Genomic DNA, 18578 nt, shown 5'->3' on the forward strand with positions numbered 1-18578 from the left:
AGTTAATGCCAAAAATGCCAATAATACTGATTGAAAAGTATAAATTTAGAGAGAGTAGGAAAAAGCAACTGAAAAAGGTGATTTGTTGTTTTGAAATTAAGGCTGTAATTTATCCTTTTTGAGATAAAACTTATCAAAAGTTACCACGGGGAATGGAAGAACGAAAGCGTACGAAAATTATTCTTAACTTTATCCCAAAAAAGAGAGGGATTTTTACTAGATGAATGATGGACTTAGCTTATAGAGAGCTTATAGGAAGCTTATACGAATCTTGGACGATTGGTATAGAAAGGGTGTATAAATAGTTGATTAATAATACAATACAACAATACCAGTAATATCAGTAATAGGTTGTGAAGCGAAAGTAAAGGAAAAGAAAAGAGCAAATTACAAACAAGTTAAACCTAATATAATACATTAACATACCATTTAAAAAGAGCAATTCAGATGAAAGTATTTATTTTACCAATGTTGCTATTTTTATGTACGAGTTTGGCAGTGGCACAAACTTATAACATAAAAGGAAATGTGAAAGAAGCTCCTAACAGTCCGATGATGGGGGTTTCGGTGGTTGTAAAAGGCACTACCCACGGCGTCTCTACCGATTTCGAGGGGAATTTTGCCTTAGACAATGTGAAGAGAGGTCAGGTTCTGGTGTTTTCGTATGTGGGTTACATCACTCAAGAAATCACTGTGAACAATGGCAATACGCTGAACGTTACCTTGAAAGAAGATACCCAAACCCTCGGTGAAGTGGTAGTTATCGGGTATGGAACTCAAAAGGTAAAGGACGTAACAGGTTCGGTATCAGTAGTAGATGCTAAAACCATTACCGAACTAAAGCCTGTGGATGCGGCTACTGCCCTACAAGGTACTACCTCAGGGGTGAGCGTAAACAAGGCTTCGGGCTCACCTGGAGGGAAGATAAACATTCTCATTCGCGGAGTGAGTTCTAACGGTAGCAACGAGCCTTTGGTAATTATCGACGGTTACGAAGGGGCACTGAATAGTATCAATCCCGAGGATATTGAGAGTCTTACTGTATTGAAAGACGCTCAAGCGGCTATCTACGGTATTAAAGGGGCGAATGGGGTAGTACTCGTAACTACTAAGGGTGGACGCAAAAACACACCTTTAGAAGTGAAAATTAGCTCTTATACCGGTATTCAGCAAACTACCAAAAAGTTGGATTATATGAACGCTACCGAGTATGCTGCCTTACTCAACGAGAGTTATGCTGCGAATGGACAGGCGTTGCCTTTTGGCAATTTGGCTTCTTTAGGCAAAGGCATTGATTGGCAAGACGAGGTGTTTAAGAATTCTGTTATTTCAGATATGACAGCTAGTATCTCGGGTGGAGGTGAGAAATTTAGTTATTACTTAGGGGCATCACATCTTACCCAAGACGGTATTGTAGCCCCTGAAAAGTCCAACTTCAAACGTAATAACGTGAAAGTGAGTTTGGGTGCTGATATTACCTCTAAACTCAAAATGAATTTCACAGCTAACTATTATAACAACAAGCGCAAAACCATTGAGGAAAACGGCTTGGGAGCAGTGCTTTTCAACGCTTTGAACTTCTCGCCTACCTACGGTTTGCACGATGAAGATTTAACGGGCTTTTTGGGTAATGAGGTAATTAACCCTTTGGCACAAATAGACAATACCTATAATCAGTACGATGGTAATGGATTAGAGGGAAATTTCCAGTTGAGCTATAATCTCATAGAAGGCTTAGACCTTACTTCACGTATTGGGTTTAAAACGTATAGTGATGAGAAAAAAGATTTCCAACCTCTTAGCTTCTTTGGTACGGGTAAGATTTTCAACCGCAGTCGCAGTACCGTAACGCAAGATAAGAATGAAACGCACGCTTATACGTGGGAGACTTTTGCTACTTATAGTAAAACCTTCTGGAAAAATCATAACACCTCGCTCACTGTGGGTACCAGTGCCCAACGCAACTGGGGCAGTGGACTCAGTGCTACAGGTTATGACGTACCTAATAACTCTTGGGACTTTGCCGATATAGGTCTTACTACAGGTACGAACAATAGCAAAACTGATAACTCGTATATGAACGATTCGCGTCTTACCTCTTTTTTTGGTAGATTGCAATACGATTTTAAGAGCAAATACTTGCTATCGGCGATGCTTAGGCGTGATGCTTCTTCAGACTTCCCGAAAGACAACCGCGCCGACTTGTTTTCATCAGTAACAGCAGGTTGGAAAGTATCCGATGAAGGCTTCTTGAAAGACAGCAAATGGATAGACTTCCTCAAATTGCGCGGTAGTTACGGTACGCTAGGTAACAATGCCGGTAAAAACCTTTATAAGGCTATCTTAAACGGGGAAGCTGTCTATGTATTCAACGGACAAATAGTACGCGGTACAGCGGTGGGCAAATTACCTAACCCAAGTGCCAAATGGGAAGTAGCCGAAAAGTTAGACGTTGGTTTTGATTTCAATACCTTGAAGAACCGTTTGTCGTTAGTATTTGATTACTTTATAGAAAACCGTAATGATTTACTCATTTCTAATTTTCCTGTTTCAGGTATTATAGGAACGGCTGCACCAGGAGCATCAAACCCCACCGTGAACGCTGGTAATACTCAAAATAAGGGCTTTGAGGTAGCCTTAGGTTATAGAAGTGATGTAACCAAACCTTTCTCTTGGGGCTTTAACTACAATATTACTCGTTTAGACGGCAAAGTGGTATCAATCAATGGTGATGTGATTCCTGAGGGAGGGGCTTTCAGCGTAGGTCAGTTAGCGCCTGCACGTATGGAAGTGGGTCAACCTATTGGTTACTTCTACGGTTTGCAAGCCGATGGAATCTTTCAAAACCAAGCTGAGGTAGATGCACACCCTTCACAACTCGCCTTAGGGGCTCCTGCCAAACCTGGCGACATCAGGTATAAAGATGTGAATGGCGACGGAGTAATTGATTTTAAAGACCGTACTTATTTGGGTAAGCCTACCGCCACTTACTATATGGGCTTGAACCTCAATGCGAAGTATAAAAACTTTGATTTCTCGACCTATATGTATGCCGAGCTCGATAAAGAGATGGTGCGCAACTACGAGCGTTCACAACCTAACGTAAACCGTCAACGTTTATATCTTGACCGTTGGCGTGGTGAGGGCACCAGCAATAGCGTGCCTCGTGTGACCACAGGGGCGACTACCAATAATTTATTCTCAAGTTTCTTTGTAGAAGACGCCTCATTCTTGCGCATTCAGAACATACAGTTAGGCTATTCGATTCCTGCATCGGTATTGGAGAGTGTGAAGATGAAGAGCTTCCGCGTGTACTTTTCAGTAAACAACGCCTTTACGTTTACTAAGTACAAAGGTTATGATCCTTCAGCTACCTCTGGCGATGCCATTGGTGGAGGTATTGATTACGGCTTTTATCCACAAGCCCGTCAGTTTATCTTAGGATTTAATACATCATTCTAAAACCCATACAAACAAATGAAAACGATACATAACATACAGAAATGGACAATAGGGCTTATGCTCCTCGCCTTTGCCTTTGCTTGTTCCGACGATTTTCTCGACAAGACTAAACAGTACGAAATCAATTCGGAGACCTATTTCAATTCAAAGGAAGACTACCAAAATGCGCTGATTGCAGCTTACAATTTGTTACATTCTACGTATATAAATGTATTGATGGGCGAAATTGCCTCCGATAATACCCTTTGCGGAGGTGAAAGTGCTTCCGATGTGCCTGGTTTTCAACAAATAGACCAGATGATTCACACGCCTATCAACAGCCAACTCAAAAACTTGTGGGACTGGATGTTTGCCGGTGTAAACCGCTCGGTTTATATCTTGGAATTCCAAGACAAAACAGCCTTTGAGGGCAAAGAGATGATCATTGCCGAAACACATTTCCTTCACGCTTATTACAATTTTGAACTCGTGAAATGGTTCGGAGCAATTCCACTCAAAGAAAACAAACGCTTTGAACGTGGCGACGAACAAAAAATACCTCGTTCCCCTGTGAGTGAGGTCTATGCTTCTATTGAGAAAGACCTTTTGGCTGCCATTCCTCACTTGCCTACAACACCCCCCGACGGACAAGTAGGGCGTGCTACCAAAGGCGCCGCTCAAGCGCTACTCGGCAAGGTGTATTTATACCAAAACAAGTTTGCCGAAGCTGCTCAAGTATTAGAAACCGTGATACACAGCAATACCTATTCTCTTGTAACCGATTATGCGTCTATCTTTGAAAAAGAAGGCGAAAATGGTGCTGAATCAGTATTCGAGATACAATACACCGATGCTGAAGGTGCGAGCTTCGACTGTTTGCAATGTAGCAAAGGGAATGTAGCGGTAGGGTTTAACAGTATCCGCAACTACAACGGTCCTGTGTTCGATTCTGGCTATAGTTTTAACGTACCTGTACAAGAGGCAGTCGATGCTTTTGAAGCAGGCGACCTCCGCAAAGATGTTGCTATCTTGGATATCGTCGCGTGGGCAGCAGCGAACAACGCTACTTATGCCGAAGGTTACAAACATACAGGCTATTTCAATAGAAAATACATCGCTCGCAAAGGTGACCTCAATAGCCCTGACCCAAACCTTACCAACCCTAATAACTATCGTGCTATTCGCTATGCCGATGTGCTCTTAATGGCTGCCGAAGCGCTCAACCGTGGTAATATCAGCGATGAACGTGCTCGCGATTACCTCAACCAAGTGCGCAAACGTGCCTTTGGCGATGAAAATCATAACATTACGGTGTCAGGCTCTGCTCTTACCGAAGCAATATGGAAAGAACGCCGTGTAGAGTTCTTAGGCGAAGGCTTGCGCTTTTTCGACTTAGTCCGCACGGGTAAAGGTACCGAAATACAAGGCTTTACTGCTAACAAAAACGAAGTGTTTCCCGTACCCTACGAAGAAATACGCTTTGCTAACGGCAATTGGCAACAAAACCAAGGATATTAATGACGAACCTCTTACCTCTTATCTAAATTAAAATGAAAACACTCAAAAACCTCATAGCACTACTGCTCCTCATTGGAATGGTAGCTTGCGAAAAAGATAAGGACGATCTCAGTTTCGTCCAAAATGCCACGGCTCCTACCGATGTCTCAGCGAAATTTCAGGTGAGCACCGATAACTCAGGAGCTGTAACCATCACGCCAGTAGCTACGGGAGTAACCTCCTATAAGGTCTACTTTGGCGATAGCACTGCAACTCCCACTACAGTGAAAGCAGGTGGTTCGGTAACACACACTTATGCTGAAGGTAGTTACCAAGTGAAAATAGTAGCCGTGAACATCACAGGCAAGGAGGCCGAAGCAACTTTGCCTTTAGAGGTGTCGTTCCGCGCTCCTGAGAATGTAGAAGTAACTGTGGCTAACGACCAAGCGGTTTCTAAGAAAGTGAATGTAACAGCTAAAGCTAACTTTGCGATTACTTACGATGTGTATTTCGGTGAAAGCGCTGATGAAAAGCCGGTATCTGGTAATATAGATGAAGTTGTTTCACACATTTATAAGCAAATAGGTACTTACACCCTTACGATAGAGGTGAAAGGTGCTGGTAAACAAACTACCAAAGTACAAAAAACGGTACGAGTAATTGCTTTGCAACAGCCTACTACTGCGGCTCCTCAACCTCCAATTCGCAAAGCACAAGAGGTTGTTTCGCTTTTCAGCGGACGATATACCAATGTGGCAGGTACCGATTTCAATCCTAATTGGGGGCAAGCCACTGCCTACAACCTCTTTAAGTTGGGCACTGATGAAATCTTGCAATACGCTCACCTCAATTATCAAGGTATCCAATTTGCCCGAGAAATCGACCTATCGGCGATGGAGTTCTTGCATTTAGACGTTTGGACTGCCGATGCTACAGCTTTAGATATCTATTTGATTAGCAAAAGCACAGGCGCTGACGGTGAGAAGTTTGTCAAAAAGACCCTCACTGCCGATAAGTGGACAAGCATCGATATTCCGCTAAGCGACTACACCAAACAAGGATTTGTAATCACCGATGTACACCAAATCAAATTAGTAGGACAAGGTACAGTATTTATTGATAACTTATATTTCTACAAAAAATCGAATACTGTGATAATCGAAAACTTTGAAGGTACAGCTCCCGAATTTACTACCTTTGGCAATATGGCAAATGTAGAAGTAGTAGCCAACCCTAAAAAAGTGGGTAATACTACAGCCAAAGTAGTAAAAATGGTGCGCACCAAAGGTTGTGAAACGTGGGCAGGTGCGTTCTTTACTTCCGAAAGTTTGGATATGAAAAGTCACAAGGTATTGAAGCTAAAAGCCTTGTCACCTAAAACAGGTATTGTTGTAAAAGTGAAATTAGAGGGAGCTACTAGCGATGACGCAAAAGAAGTAGATGCTCGCATCACCAAAAAGAACACTTGGGAAGAACTTTCTTTTGACTTTACAGGCATTGATACCAGCGCAAAATATACTAAAGTAGTTGTTTTCTTCGACTTTGGTGAAAAAGGCGATGATACCACTTATTACTATGATGAAATAACACTTAACTAACGTCAGTTCGATATAACAGAATATTGATTTACAGATTTGTAACATATATTCACAAAATAATTCACCGTCAGGTGAAAATTCGTGAGATAATAAAAAATTGTTAAATAATTACTTACGCCGAACTCTCGTTAACTAAATTGAATAGAAATGAAAACCTTAAATCTTTTAACCCTATTAGTTGCTTTTGTCTTTATAAGTTGTAAAGATAAGCACGAGTTTGGAGACCTTACACCTCCTTCTAATGTAAATGCCTCGTTCAGTATTGTGGGGGCTGATAACACTCATCCTCACGGCGACGGCACGGGTTTGGTGAACTTTGTAGTAACCGCCCAAAACGCCATTTCTTACCGTGTCGATTTCGGCGATGGCAAGACCGAAATGGCTCCCTCTGGTAAAATCCAACACCGCTATACCAAAGTAGGTACCAACAAATTCACAGCGGTAGTAAGTGCTGTAGGTGCAGGAGGCTCTATGAGTTCTGTGTCTTTAGAATTGGAAGTATATAGTTCCTTCTCCGATGCTGAAGCTGAAAATATGCTTGCTGGTAAGAATGTAGGCGATACTAAAACTTGGTATTGGGCTGCAAATGTAGCGGGATATGCAGGCTTAGGCCCTCAAGAAAGTGGCGATAATGGCGAATATGGCTACCCCGCTTGGTGGCAAGCAACACCATTTGACCCTACTCGTACTTGTATGTTCGAAAATTCCTTTATCTTCACCCGTACAGCTAATGGTATTACCTATAAACAAACTGCCAACCACGTGTTCATACCAGGAGCTTATGCTGAGGTGTTAGGTGTAGCTAAAGACCAATGTCACGGCACCGATGTAGTACCTACGATTACAGGTGAGAAACAAGTGTCCTTCGTGCCTTCTACTTCCAAAGCCGCTACCCAAGGTAAGTACGACAACAAAGCCTATCGCGGTACAGCTATCGAGCTCTCCAATGGTGGTATGCTCGGCTGGTGGGTAGGAGCAAGCACTTATGATATCATCAGCCTTACCGATACACAACTTGTCGTACGTGTAATGCAACCTAATAGTCAGTTTGCTTGGTATCACATTTTTACCACTATCAAACCTTCCGAAAATAGCTTTACGAACCTTGTGTGGTACGACGAGTTTAACAAAGCGGGCACCCCCGATTCGACCAAATGGACGTATGATTTGGGCAAAGGTAGCAATGGTTGGGGTAATAACGAGTTGCAAACATACACCAAAGACCCCGAAAATGTGAAAGTTGAAAACGGTGTGCTCAAAATTACTGCCAAAGCCGATGGCAGTGGAGGGTATACTTCTGCACGACTCAAAACTGAAGGTTTGTACGGCTTCAAATACGGCAAAGTGGAAATCAAAGCCAAATTACCTGCTGCCAAAGGTACCTGGCCTGCAATGTGGTTCTTGGGCAATAACTTCGCTACCGACGGCTGGCCTAAATGTGGCGAAATAGATATGCTCGAACAAAAAGGTAATAAAAAGACCCATATTCTCGGCGCTTGCCATTGGTACGACACCGATAACAACCGTCAGGGTGATTACGACAAAGAAACTGAATTTGCAAACACTTCTGCAGATTTTCATATCTATACGATGACGTGGACAGAAAAAAAGATTATCTTTGCAGTCGATAACAAGAACTATTTCGAAATGGACAACAACGCTAAATTGCCATTCAACCAAAAATTCTTCCTTATTCTAAACGTCGCGATGGGAGGAACATTGGGAGGTCAGGTAGCTAATAATTTTACCGAAGATAGCCTTGAAATCGATTATGTGAGAATTTATCAGTAAATTAATTATTATGAAGAAAATAACGTATTGTATCGCTATGGCATTAGCTGTAGCAGCTTGTAACAATTCGTCAAAAACCGACGATAAAACCCCTGTAAAATGGGAGTCCTTCAGTGGCGATAAAAACATCGAACGTAAAGTAGATTCTTTGCTATCGCTGATGACCTTAGAAGAAAAAATAGGACAACTTACTCAGTTTGCTGCCAATTGGGATGTTACAGGCCCCGTAATGTCCGATGACTTTCAGCCTTATCTCGAAAAAGGTCTCGTAGGCAGTGTGTTCAATGCTGTTACCGTGCCTGGGGTGCGCAAATTGCAGGATATAGCTGTCAAGAAAACTCGCTTGGGTATCCCTATCCTCTTTGGATACGACGTGATTCACGGCTATAAAACGATCTTCCCAATGTCCCTCGCCGAAGCTTGTTCTTGGGATTTAGACCTAATGCGCCAAACTGCTGCTATTGCTGCCGAAGAAGCTGCTGCCGATGGCATCAAATGGACGTTCGCCCCTATGGTCGACCTCGCTCGCGACCCACGCTGGGGGCGTGTGATGGAAGGCGCTGGTGAAGACCCCTTCTTGGGAAGTGAAATCGCCAAAGCTCGCGTACAAGGTTTTCAAGGAGGTTCCGACTGGCATTCGCTTAGCAAAACCAATACTGTCTTAGCGTGTGTAAAACACTTTGCTGCCTATGGTGCTGCCGAAGCAGGGCGCGACTACAATACCGCCGAGCTCTCTCAGCACACTCTTTGGAATGCCTATCTACCACCTTATAAAGCAGCAATTGATGCAGGAGTGGGTACCGTAATGGCTTCCTTCAACGAGGTAAACGGTATCCCTGCAACTGCCAATCACTACCTAATGACGGATATCCTTCGCAAGCAATGGGGCTTTAAAGGCTTTGTAGTAACCGATTATACTGGTATTAACGAACTGGTTCCTCACGGTGTTGCGGTTGATAATAAGCACGCTGCCGAGTTAGCAATCAATGCTGGCATTGATATGGATATGACAGGCGCTAACTTTATCAAGCACCTCAAAAAATCAGTTGAAGAGGGTAAGGTAAAAGAAGAGGCTATCAACACCGCTGTACGCCGTATCTTGGAAATGAAATTCGTATTAGGCTTGTTTGACGACCCTTACAAGTTCCTCGATGAGAATCGCGCCAAAACAACCCTTATGAAACCGGAGTTCTTGCAAGTAGCCCGCACTGCCGTTGCTAAATCGGTAGTATTGCTCAAAAACAACGCCGAGGTATTACCTATCACTCCCGATATGCCGAAAAAGGTAGCTCTCATAGGCCCTATGGTAAAAGATTCTATCAACCAAAATGGCGAATGGCAAGGTCGCGGCGACCGTGAACTCAGCGCTTCTCTTTTCAAAGGATTACAAGAAGTGTATAAAGATAGTAAGGTGCAGTTTAGCTATGCCAAAGGTTGTACACTTACTGCCACTACTTCTGCCGATATTGCCAAAGCAGTAGCCACAGCACGCTCTGCCGATGTAGCAGTGGTAGCCTTAGGTGAAGACTATAACTGGTCTGGTGAATCTGCTTGCCTTACCGATATACGTTTGCGCGCTCCTCAACGTGAATTGCTCCGCGCCCTCAAACAAACAGGCAAACCTATAGTGTTATTAGTGTATAGCGGTCGTCCGCTCGACCTCAGTGAAGAAAGTGAATTAGCCGATGCTATTTTGCAAGTGTGGTTCCCTGGTACCCAGTCAGGTTATGGCATCGCCGATGTATTATCAGGTAAGTACAACCCTTCAGGGCGTTTGGTGATGAGTTTCCCTCGTAATGTTGGGCAAGTGCCTATCTATTACAATCACAAGAATACTGGTCGCCCCGTTGATCCTAATAACCCAACAGTTGATTACCGTTCTAAATATGAGGATGCGCCTGTCACACCGCTCTATCCTTTTGGTTACGGATTGAGTTACACCACCTTTAATATTAGTAATGTACAGCTCAGCAGTGCCGCCCTCAGCAAAGGAGGTAAGATCACCGTTACAGCCCAAGTAGCCAATACCGGCAAGCGCGATGGTGAAATAGTAGTACAGTTATATATTCGCGATTTGGTGGGTAGTGTAACCCGTCCGGTGAAAGAGCTCAAAGGCTTCCAAAAAGTGGCTCTCAAGGCAGGCGAAAGCAAGCAAGTACAGTTTGAAATTACTGAAGACCTCTTAGCCTTCTACAACGCCGATTTGAAAAAAGTAACCGAACCTGGCGCTTTCAAACTCTGGGTAGCCCAACACTCCGCCGATAACAGCAACGAAAAAGATTTTGAACTAAAGTAGATTTTTTTCTTTCATTACACGCAAAAAGGATTGCTCTTCTAGGGCAATCCTTTTTTTGTTTTAGTGTATGATGTCTTATTCGCTAATCTTAGCCCACGTATCTTTTAAGCCTACGGTTTTGTTGAACACCAATTTTTCAGGGGTAGTATCAGGGTCTACGCTGAAATACCCCAAACGTTGGAACTGTACCGTGTCGCCTGCTTGAGCGGTCTTGAGGCTTGGCTCTACATAAGCAGTTACTACTTTTAGAGAATCGGGGTTGATGTAGTTTAAGAAGCTATCTTCTTGGCGGTCGGGTTCAGCAACGGTAAAGAGGCGGTCGTAGAGGCGTGCTTCGGCTTCTATTGCGTGGGTTACTGATACCCAGTGAAGTGTACCTTTCACCTTGCGCATACTGGCTTCAGTACCACTACCACTACGGCTTTCGGGGTCGTAAGTACAATGGATTTCAGTAATATTCCCTTGAGCATCTTTTACGACGCTTTCAGCTTTGATGATATAAGCATTTTTAAGGCGTACTTCACCTCCTAATTTCAATCGGAAATATTTTTTGTCAGCTTCTTCGCGGAAGTCGTCACGCTCGATATACAATTCACGACTGAAAGGTACTTTGCGAAAAGTCATAGGGGTTACCTCGGGATTATTTTCGGCGTCAAGCCATTCTTCTTGTCCCTCGGGATAGTTAGTAATCACCACCTTCACAGGGTCGAGCACTGCCATTACGCGGTTAGCTTTTTTATTGAGGTCTTCGCGCACACAGAACTCTAAAAGAGATACATCGATAAGGTTTTCGCGTTTGGCAATACCAATGGTATCAGCAAATTTACGAATGGCTTCGGGGGTATACCCACGGCGACGTAAGCCTGAGATAGTAGGCATACGGGGGTCGTCCCAGCCTGCAACGTAGTTTTCGGTTACCAACTGCAAGAGTTTTCGCTTACTTACAATGGTGTGACTGAGATTGCGACGTGCAAACTCACGTTGTTTAGGTCGGGTACGTGTGTTGTCGTATACCTGGTCTAAAAACCAATCGTACAACTCTCTGTGTGGTAAAAATTCCAGTGTACAAAGAGAGTGTGATATTTGTTCGAGGTAGTCGCTCTCGCCGTGAGCCCAGTCGTACATAGGGTAGATATGCCACTTGTCACCTGTGCGGTGGTGTGAAGCGTTCATAATGCGATAGATGATAGGGTCGCGCATTAGCATATTAGGCGATGCCATATCTATCTTGGCGCGGAGTACATAAGTGCCATTTTCAAACTCACCTTTTTTCATACGCTCAAAAAGAGCGAGGTTTTCCTCAGGAGAGGTATTGCGATAGGGGCTCTCGGTTCCTGCTACCGTTGGCGTGCCTTTTTGAGCGGCAATCTCTTCCGATGTTTGTTTATCTACATAGGCTTTCCCTTGTTTGATGAGCATTACCGCCCAGTCGTAAAGCTCTTGAAAATAGTCGGAAGCGTAGCATTCTTTATCCCATTTGAACCCGAGCCACTCTACATCGCGGCGAATCGCATCTACATATTCTTGTTCTTCCTTAGAAGGGTTGGTATCGTCGAAACGCAAGTTTACAGGGGCGTTGTAGCGCAAGCCCAATCCGAAGTTGAGGCAAATAGAGCTAGCATGACCGAGATGCAAATAGCCATTCGGTTCTGGAGGGAAGCGAAAGCGTAAGGCGCTGGCGGGAAAGCCTTTCGCAAGGTCTTCCTCAATGATATTTTCTATAAAGTTATTAGAGCGTTGTTCTTTTAATTCTTCTGACATCTTTTTTAATGATTAATGATGAATGGTAGATAGTTAATTCTTGTTTTCAAGGTGCAAAGATACAAATAATTTCTTAATTTACTAATTAACCAATTGCTCTCATTCTTTTGGCAAAAGCAATAGCTTTCACTATATTATCAGCGTTTGTTTTCTCTGGGATATTTTGCCTATGGCGGTTTATTGTATGTACACTGATATTCAGCTTTTCGGAGATTTTTTTGCTGAACATTCCTTCATTTGCTAGTAGCAACATCTCTTTTTCGAGAGGCGTAAGTTGTATATCAGTACCAAAGGTCAACTCGAAAAGCACTATATCGTCAGTAAGAAGTTGATTATCTGGAAACGTATCGGCTAGTTAGTCCACTGCTATGGAGAAGTGTCCATAAAGCCCATAGCCAACCAATTGTTACTTTGCACTGCCAAGAGTTGCATTTAGTAAATCACACGCGTGTACTTTTCCCTATTTAAAACTCTAAACTCGTATACATACTTGTATTGCAGTTGCTGTTTAGCGGGCAAGTCTTCTAAAAATCTTCATATCTGAACGTGTATTTACTCAACTGCTCACTTCCCTTGCTTTGTACAGCAACATTTAGAGGTAAGTCCGAGTGAATTTTATCAGTAATAATAAACTCCCCGTGTGGTATGTATCACGCAGGGAGTTTATTTTTGTAGCTACGGAAGCTTACTATGGTAATTCTGGACCTTTCCAGCCTCTGGTTACTAAAACATATTGAAAATAATCGGTAGTATATTTACCCTCCTCAGGTGTTATCTTTCCCATAAGGAAACTAATAGGTGATTTAAAACCAACAACATCTTGACAGTGTGCATAAGGAGAATCTTTACTGTTGAGCTTGTAAAGCACTATTGAAGGATTTTCAGAGGCTTCTTTAAAATTTTCTGCATTTGTGAAATAGAAGATAGGCCCATCGCAGTTTGCCGAAGAAATCATCTCGTTAGGGCTCGTTGGCATACCCAAACCTTTTGGAAGATACATTTCTGAATCGAAAGGACGATGCATCACAGAAATCACCGTATAATCTTTCTGTTTTAGAAGAGTAGCAAAACATTTTCTCCCGTTGTATTTTTCCTGATAGATATGTCCGCTACCCAAAGAGCAATAATAGTTTCTTTTTGTATCACTCACACGATCTAACTGTTTGATAGTTAAATCAAAATTACTCATCATAACACTATCGCGATTGTGCTTAAAGGCTTCTTGTTTACCTAAAAGTCCATAAACTCGTATCTTTTGATCCTTTGGTAGTGTTTGATTATAGTTGTAAAGTATCTTCCATTTTTCAAGATACTCCTGTGTTTGGCGCTGTGGGATATTCTCTTTAAGATTGTTGAAGTGTTGTTTCAACAACGTTTCATCAGGAGTGTCAGTATTTAGGTATTGATTCAGAAGTTCAGCATCTTCGGTAAAAAATTCATTAAAATAATCAGTAACTCCAAACTTTTTGTTCAGGTATATCAATAGGTGAGCGTCAAAAAGTTGTGTCTTGGTAAATCCGTGAATCTCACCAAACATAAACACAGTAGGTGTATTAACCTCTGCAAATAATGTTGTATCGGAGATTGTGCATTCTGGCGGTAATATTATACTATTAGCTTTAAGGTAATTTACTTTTTCTTCACTAATATTACCACGTAGGAAGAACCCATAAATAAAGAAATACGCAATGGGCAATACGGTTAAGAGTAAGAAAATAACAAGGATAGTAAGTAGTATTTTTTTTATTACTTTTTTCATAACATAACTATTTAGTTAATAAATATAAACACACAAGAATCTAAGTAAAAAGAATCTCATTTCCTTAAATTCATAACAAAAGTACAAAATTAATTTTAATGAATAGATAATTAATGAGTATTTTTTTTGTACAGCAAAATTTAGAGGTAAGTCCGAGTGAATTTTATTTATAGCGTGTCGTGCTACGACTCGTGCTACTACCTTATAGCTTCAATAATATTATCTACTTGTAGTTTTTCGAGGATATTTTGTCGGTGGCGGTTTACGGTATGTACGCTGATGTTCAGTTTTTCGGAGATTTCTTTGCTGAACATTCCTTCTTTGGCAAGGGCGAGTATCTCTCTCTCACGCGGTGTGAGCAGGACATCGGTAGCGGTTTCGATAGTAAAAGGTACGATTTCATCGGTAAGGCAGTTTTTTATCTGAAAACGAACAGAAGTGTTTGCCGATTGCTCGGGAGCAAGATCTATGATACCCATTCCAAGAAAATTATCGTCTTTAAAGGCTAATATGCGCGTTTGGTAAATCATTCGTATATACTTCCCTTTTTCTAATACTCTCAACTCATAGATGTATTTGTAAGCCAACTTTTCTTCCTCGGGGAGTGTGTCTAAAAACTCCCATACTTTTTTGTCAATTTGTCTTACCACCTCTAAATCATCGGGATGTACCAATTTTTCAATATCGAGCTCTTGAGATGCTTCAATATATTCGGTTACATAATAGTAATGCCCAAATCTATCTAACAGAAAAACAGCAAAACTACCTGCTTCTTCTAAGATTTTTAAGTGTGGAATGTATTCCTGTGCTATTTCCTCTATGCTTTTATCGGTTGTCATCTTCAAAATGGTTATTTTTCAGTATTGTGCAGTTATGCGCACCAGCGTAATTTTGCGCCAAAGATATGAATATTTATTGAAAGTACATTTATAACATTGAAATCTTAACAATTTAATATATAAAACAATGAAAAAAGCAGGATTAACACTGATGATAGCACTATTTTTAGCAGCTATCTTTCCGCTTCAAGCCCAAGTAAAGTTGGAATTGGAAGCAACTGTAGGGCAAAATGATGCCGTACCTTTCTACGATACCGATAAGGTACAGAACATTATTGTAGGGGTTCGTACGGGACTTTTGCTGAATGTCAAATTTCAAAGCGGATTTGGCTTAGAATCTGGGCTGTTGCTCTCTACCAAAGGTTATTTTTATGGTTATGACCACAGTAGAGTAGGGGAGCAGCTTACCGGAAAACATTATAGGTATGGTATTTTGGAGTACCCTCTTTGTCTTACCTATAAATATGATTTAGGCAAAGTGAAGTTGGTGTGGAAAGCGGGAGGTTATGCTTCTAACTCTTTATGGGGCAGGAGTAGAGAGCTTTGGACGCTTTACGAAAACAATAGTGAAGTAGATTATTCTTTTAGAAATTATCATTCACTTGCTATTGGCAATACTTCATCTGATGATTTGCGTTCGTTTGATGTAGGGTTACATTTCGCTACGGGGGTAGAAATAGGACGTTTTACGGCAGGTATTGGCTATAGTATAGGCTTAGTAGATGCACTTCCTAACCTCCCGGGGAAAAACACTAACCGAATACTTAATATTTCAGTAGGATATAAGTTGTTTTAAAAATAAGATAAGTTATGAAGAATCAAGCACGAACCATTAGAAATTTATGTATTTTTATTTTCGTAGCCCTCAGTTGTGGCTGGATAGGCGTATGGGTCGATTCGCTTACGGGTGAAACGACAGGTGATTTTAGCGATACTAGCAATGGTACTAGCGGAATGGGTATTTTTATCGTTGCTCCTGTGCTTACTTGGCTTCTGTTGCGCACCTTTATGGGCGATGGTTGGAGCGATGCAGGGTTGCGTCCGCTTATCAAGAAAAACTTGCGTTGGTATGGAGTGGCAACCCTTATTTACCCTGTGGTGATTGTCGTTACCCTGCTTATAGGGGAGCTGTTAGGCTGGCTGGATGTACAAATCCGGTGGACGGACTATCTTGCGGGCTTTGGTATTTTTGTAGTAGCCGAATTTGTAAAGAATTTCTTTGAAGAATCGTCGTGGCGGGGCTATCTTACCGCCCGTTTGCTCAGTTTGAATATTAAAGATGTGTGGCTTTACCTCATTGTGGGGGTAGTGTGGTGCTCGTGGCATTGGCCTTACTTTTTCTACTTCATAGAACCTGAACAGATATTTGCCATATTCCCTTACGATAAGGTTACTTTTTGCGTAATGGCATTGGTGTGCTGCACCTCGTGGACGGTCATGTATACCGAACTTTTCCGCCTTACCAAGTCGATATGGCCTGGGGTGTGGATGCACGCTATTGAAGATACCGTTATTAACAGTTTGATATACGATAAGCATATTTTTATAGAAACTGGTAAACATATACTCATTTCCCCTGTTTCGGGCATAATCCCTTGTCTGCTGTTCCTTGCCGTAGGTTTATGGCTACGAAGAATTAGACTTATACAAGAACAACTCTGACATTACAAGATATTAACATTTGGTAAAATAAGATTATTCGTGTAAGATAACCGTCTCCTAAATCTCTTTCTGAGGGAATAGGAGATGGTTTTCTTTACCTTAGCGTTTTTTATTAGAGAGATATCTAAATCGCTTTGCCTCTGCCTTTCAGTCCCCACATTTTCTTCTTCCAAGATAACTAGCGAATGTTTATAGCTGGGTATGTGCACTGTGATAGCAGAGTATGCGATAGCGGAGATGTTTACTCCCTTTATTACCGTCAAAACCAGTGTTTACCACTCTTTTTTAACTTTTTACCCTCAATTACTTACATACTCTATTTCCAATTCTTCAAAAACCCTTTACTCATCTTTCTCACCTCACTTCTCCCATAACAACCTGTGTAATTCACATACTTTTCTTTGCGAATATTTGTCATTTCCCTAAAAACACCTACCTTTGCCACCTCAGTAGCCACTAATCATTATAACTTATGCCTACTTACAACAAAATATTTGAAAACAATCGTCAATGGGTAAAACACCGCAAAGAGGGCGACCCTCATTTCTTCGAGAAACTCGCCGAAGACCAGAACCCCGACTATCTTTATATAGGTTGCTCCGATAGTCGTGTAGCTGCCGAAGAGTTAATGGGTGTAGGTCCTGGTAAAGTGTTTGTACACCGCAATATTGCCAATGTAGTAAATACCCTCGATATGAGCTCTACCGCTGTGATACAATACGCCGTGGAACACCTGCAAGTAAAGCATATTGTCGTATGTGGTCATTACGATTGCGGAGGTGTAAAGGCTGCTATGCAAGCCAAAGACTTTGGTTTGTTAAACCCTTGGTTGCGTACCATTCGCGATGTATACCGCTTGCATCAAGCAGAACTCGATGCCATTACTGATGCCGACCAGCGTTACCGCCGTTTGGTAGAACTGAACGTAGAAGAACAGTGCTTCAATGTTACCAAAATGGCAGTTGTGCAAGAAAGTTATCTCAAACACCAATACCCTGCTGTTCACGGTTGGGTATTCGATATTCACACCGGCGAACTCATAGACCTTAATCTCGACTTCGAAGCCTTCCTTCATAAAATCCAAAAGATATACGACCTCACCGGACAAGAATGGTATAAACCCTACTAATTTCACTCAATAGTTAAAAGTCAAAAGACGTCATATATTAGCTCCAACTATTCTATGGCTACTTTACAACGAACTTATATTAAATACAATTTCTCTCAAAAACTTCTTTATAAACACCTATTCTACCACGTCTATCTTTTCGCTCCCCTAAGTCTCTCCGATAGCACCCACTTTTTTAACCTATCTCATAAAACTTTTTCACCGCCTCACCCTCGTTATTCGTCCCCCGTCATTACTTCTCTTTTCCGTCCCTACATTCCCCCTCATTGAGGGGGCTAGGGGGAGGTTATCCCCTATTGCTTATGCCCTAAGACCCCACACCACCCCATTTTCTCATTTCCAAATTTGCTAATTCCCTAATTATTCCTTCTCTTTTCCGTCACTACATTCCCCCTCTCCTTGGGAGAGGGCAGGGGTGAGGATTCTCTTTCTTTCGCCTCGAACCCCCGTTTTTCCCATTTTTATACTCGTTGTATCATATTATGAATCAACTATTTATACACCCTTTCTATACCAATCGTCCAAGATTCGTATAAGCTTCCTATAAGCTCTCTATAAGCTAACCCCACCCTCCTAATAGCCTTTTTCCATCAAAATCTCTCTTAACTCTCTTCCGAACCTCTCCGTTTTCTTCCGAACCCCTCAACGCTTCCCCATTTGCTAATTTCCCCATTTGCTAATTTCCTCATTTTCTCATTCTCTAATTTGCTAATTTTTCCTCAAAAACCCCAACCAACCTCTCCCCATTTCATAAGGCGTAGCCTTGATTTTGTTTAAATTTTGTTTAATTTCTGAGGCACAGCCT

At 41.9% G+C, this 18578-nt stretch carries 12 protein-coding genes; 8 read left to right on the forward strand and 4 right to left on the reverse strand.

The features are described 5' to 3' along the window. Positions 1-447 precede the first annotated feature (447 nt). The 5 genes from HMPREF1321_RS08780 to HMPREF1321_RS08800 all read left to right on the forward strand — a co-directional run bounded on the left by HMPREF1321_RS08780 (position 448) and on the right by HMPREF1321_RS08800 (position 10623). Positions 448-3462 (forward strand): SusC/RagA family TonB-linked outer membrane protein, encoded by a 3015-nt coding sequence (locus HMPREF1321_RS08780; RefSeq protein WP_009422279.1) that lies wholly within the window; start codon positions 448-450, stop codon positions 3460-3462. A 15-nt stretch (positions 3463-3477) separates the two neighbouring features. Next, a complete protein-coding gene (locus tag HMPREF1321_RS08785) occupies positions 3478-4959 on the forward strand; it encodes a RagB/SusD family nutrient uptake outer membrane protein (RefSeq protein ID WP_009422275.1) in 1482 nt (493 codons plus the stop codon). A gap of 32 nt (positions 4960-4991) precedes the next feature. Further along, complete coding sequence (locus tag HMPREF1321_RS08790; RefSeq protein WP_009422276.1) at positions 4992-6536, forward strand: PKD domain-containing protein; 1545 nt, start codon at positions 4992-4994, stop codon at positions 6534-6536. Between the two features lie 147 nt (positions 6537-6683). Continuing rightward, positions 6684-8327, forward strand: a complete 1644-nt coding sequence (locus tag HMPREF1321_RS08795) for a family 16 glycosylhydrolase (protein WP_009422267.1) — start codon at positions 6684-6686, stop codon at positions 8325-8327. A gap of 10 nt (positions 8328-8337) precedes the next feature. Beyond that, on the forward strand, positions 8338-10623 hold the full coding sequence (locus HMPREF1321_RS08800) for a glycoside hydrolase family 3 N-terminal domain-containing protein (RefSeq protein ID WP_009422257.1): 2286 nt from the start codon (positions 8338-8340) through the stop codon (positions 10621-10623). 75 nt (positions 10624-10698) lie between these two features. On the opposite strand, the gene HMPREF1321_RS08805 is transcribed toward HMPREF1321_RS08800, so the two are convergent. The 4 genes from HMPREF1321_RS08805 to HMPREF1321_RS08820 form a co-directional block, all read right to left on the reverse strand. Beyond that, positions 10699-12384, reverse strand: coding sequence for a glutamine--tRNA ligase/YqeY domain fusion protein (locus tag HMPREF1321_RS08805; RefSeq protein ID WP_009422250.1), 1686 nt, complete (start codon positions 12382-12384; stop codon positions 10699-10701). Positions 12385-12469: 85 nt separating this feature from the next. Beyond that, positions 12470-12694: a response regulator transcription factor gene (locus HMPREF1321_RS11255; protein ID WP_157461816.1), complete on the reverse strand. Its 225-nt coding sequence runs from the start codon at positions 12692-12694 to the stop codon at positions 12470-12472. Positions 12695-13072: 378 nt separating this feature from the next. After that, positions 13073-14143 carry a hypothetical protein gene (locus HMPREF1321_RS08815; RefSeq protein WP_009422268.1) on the reverse strand — a complete coding sequence of 357 codons (1071 nt, stop codon included), beginning with the start codon at positions 14141-14143 and terminating at the stop codon, positions 13073-13075. A 197-nt stretch (positions 14144-14340) separates the two neighbouring features. Then, positions 14341-14982, reverse strand: a complete 642-nt coding sequence (locus tag HMPREF1321_RS08820; RefSeq protein WP_009422260.1) for a LuxR C-terminal-related transcriptional regulator — start codon at positions 14980-14982, stop codon at positions 14341-14343. 127 nt (positions 14983-15109) lie between these two features. Here HMPREF1321_RS08820 and HMPREF1321_RS08825 point away from each other — a divergent pair, with 127 nt between their 5' ends. The 3 genes from HMPREF1321_RS08825 to HMPREF1321_RS08835 all read left to right on the forward strand — a co-directional run bounded on the left by HMPREF1321_RS08825 (position 15110) and on the right by HMPREF1321_RS08835 (position 17773). Beyond that, on the forward strand, positions 15110-15778 hold the full coding sequence (locus HMPREF1321_RS08825) for an outer membrane beta-barrel protein (protein ID WP_002675241.1): 669 nt from the start codon (positions 15110-15112) through the stop codon (positions 15776-15778). Between the two features lie 14 nt (positions 15779-15792). Beyond that, the gene (locus tag HMPREF1321_RS08830) at positions 15793-16644 is read left to right on the forward strand and encodes a CPBP family intramembrane glutamic endopeptidase (protein ID WP_009422264.1); all 852 of its coding nucleotides are present in this window, start codon (positions 15793-15795) and stop codon (positions 16642-16644) included. 472 nt (positions 16645-17116) lie between these two features. After that, a complete protein-coding gene (locus tag HMPREF1321_RS08835; protein WP_009417398.1) occupies positions 17117-17773 on the forward strand; it encodes a carbonic anhydrase in 657 nt (218 codons plus the stop codon). Positions 17774-18578: the final 805 nt, after the last annotated feature.

The sequence above is a fragment of the Capnocytophaga sp. oral taxon 412 str. F0487 genome, from assembly GCF_000271925.1.
In the GTDB taxonomy this organism is placed as follows: Bacteria; Bacteroidota; Bacteroidia; order Flavobacteriales; family Flavobacteriaceae; genus Capnocytophaga; species Capnocytophaga ochracea.

Excerpts from the sequence above, each read along its gene's own strand:
- HMPREF1321_RS08785 (WP_009422275.1), top strand. The coding sequence starts at position 3,478 with ATGAAAACGATACATAACATACAGAAATGGACAATAGGGCTTATGCTC.
- HMPREF1321_RS08795 (WP_009422267.1), top strand. The coding sequence starts at position 6,684 with ATGAAAACCTTAAATCTTTTAACCCTATTAGTTGCTTTTGTCTTTATA.
- HMPREF1321_RS08825 (WP_002675241.1), top strand. The coding sequence starts at position 15,110 with ATGAAAAAAGCAGGATTAACACTGATGATAGCACTATTTTTAGCAGCT.
- HMPREF1321_RS08815 (WP_009422268.1), bottom strand. The coding sequence starts at position 14,143 with ATGAAAAAAGTAATAAAAAAAATACTACTTACTATCCTTGTTATTTTC.
- HMPREF1321_RS08790 (WP_009422276.1), top strand. The coding sequence starts at position 4,992 with ATGAAAACACTCAAAAACCTCATAGCACTACTGCTCCTCATTGGAATG.
- HMPREF1321_RS08835 (WP_009417398.1), top strand. The coding sequence starts at position 17,117 with ATGCCTACTTACAACAAAATATTTGAAAACAATCGTCAATGGGTAAAA.
- HMPREF1321_RS08805 (WP_009422250.1), bottom strand. The coding sequence starts at position 12,384 with ATGTCAGAAGAATTAAAAGAACAACGCTCTAATAACTTTATAGAAAAT.
- HMPREF1321_RS08820 (WP_009422260.1), bottom strand. The coding sequence starts at position 14,982 with ATGACAACCGATAAAAGCATAGAGGAAATAGCACAGGAATACATTCCA.
- HMPREF1321_RS08780 (WP_009422279.1), top strand. The coding sequence starts at position 448 with ATGAAAGTATTTATTTTACCAATGTTGCTATTTTTATGTACGAGTTTG.
- HMPREF1321_RS08830 (WP_009422264.1), top strand. The coding sequence starts at position 15,793 with ATGAAGAATCAAGCACGAACCATTAGAAATTTATGTATTTTTATTTTC.
- HMPREF1321_RS08800 (WP_009422257.1), top strand. The coding sequence starts at position 8,338 with ATGAAGAAAATAACGTATTGTATCGCTATGGCATTAGCTGTAGCAGCT.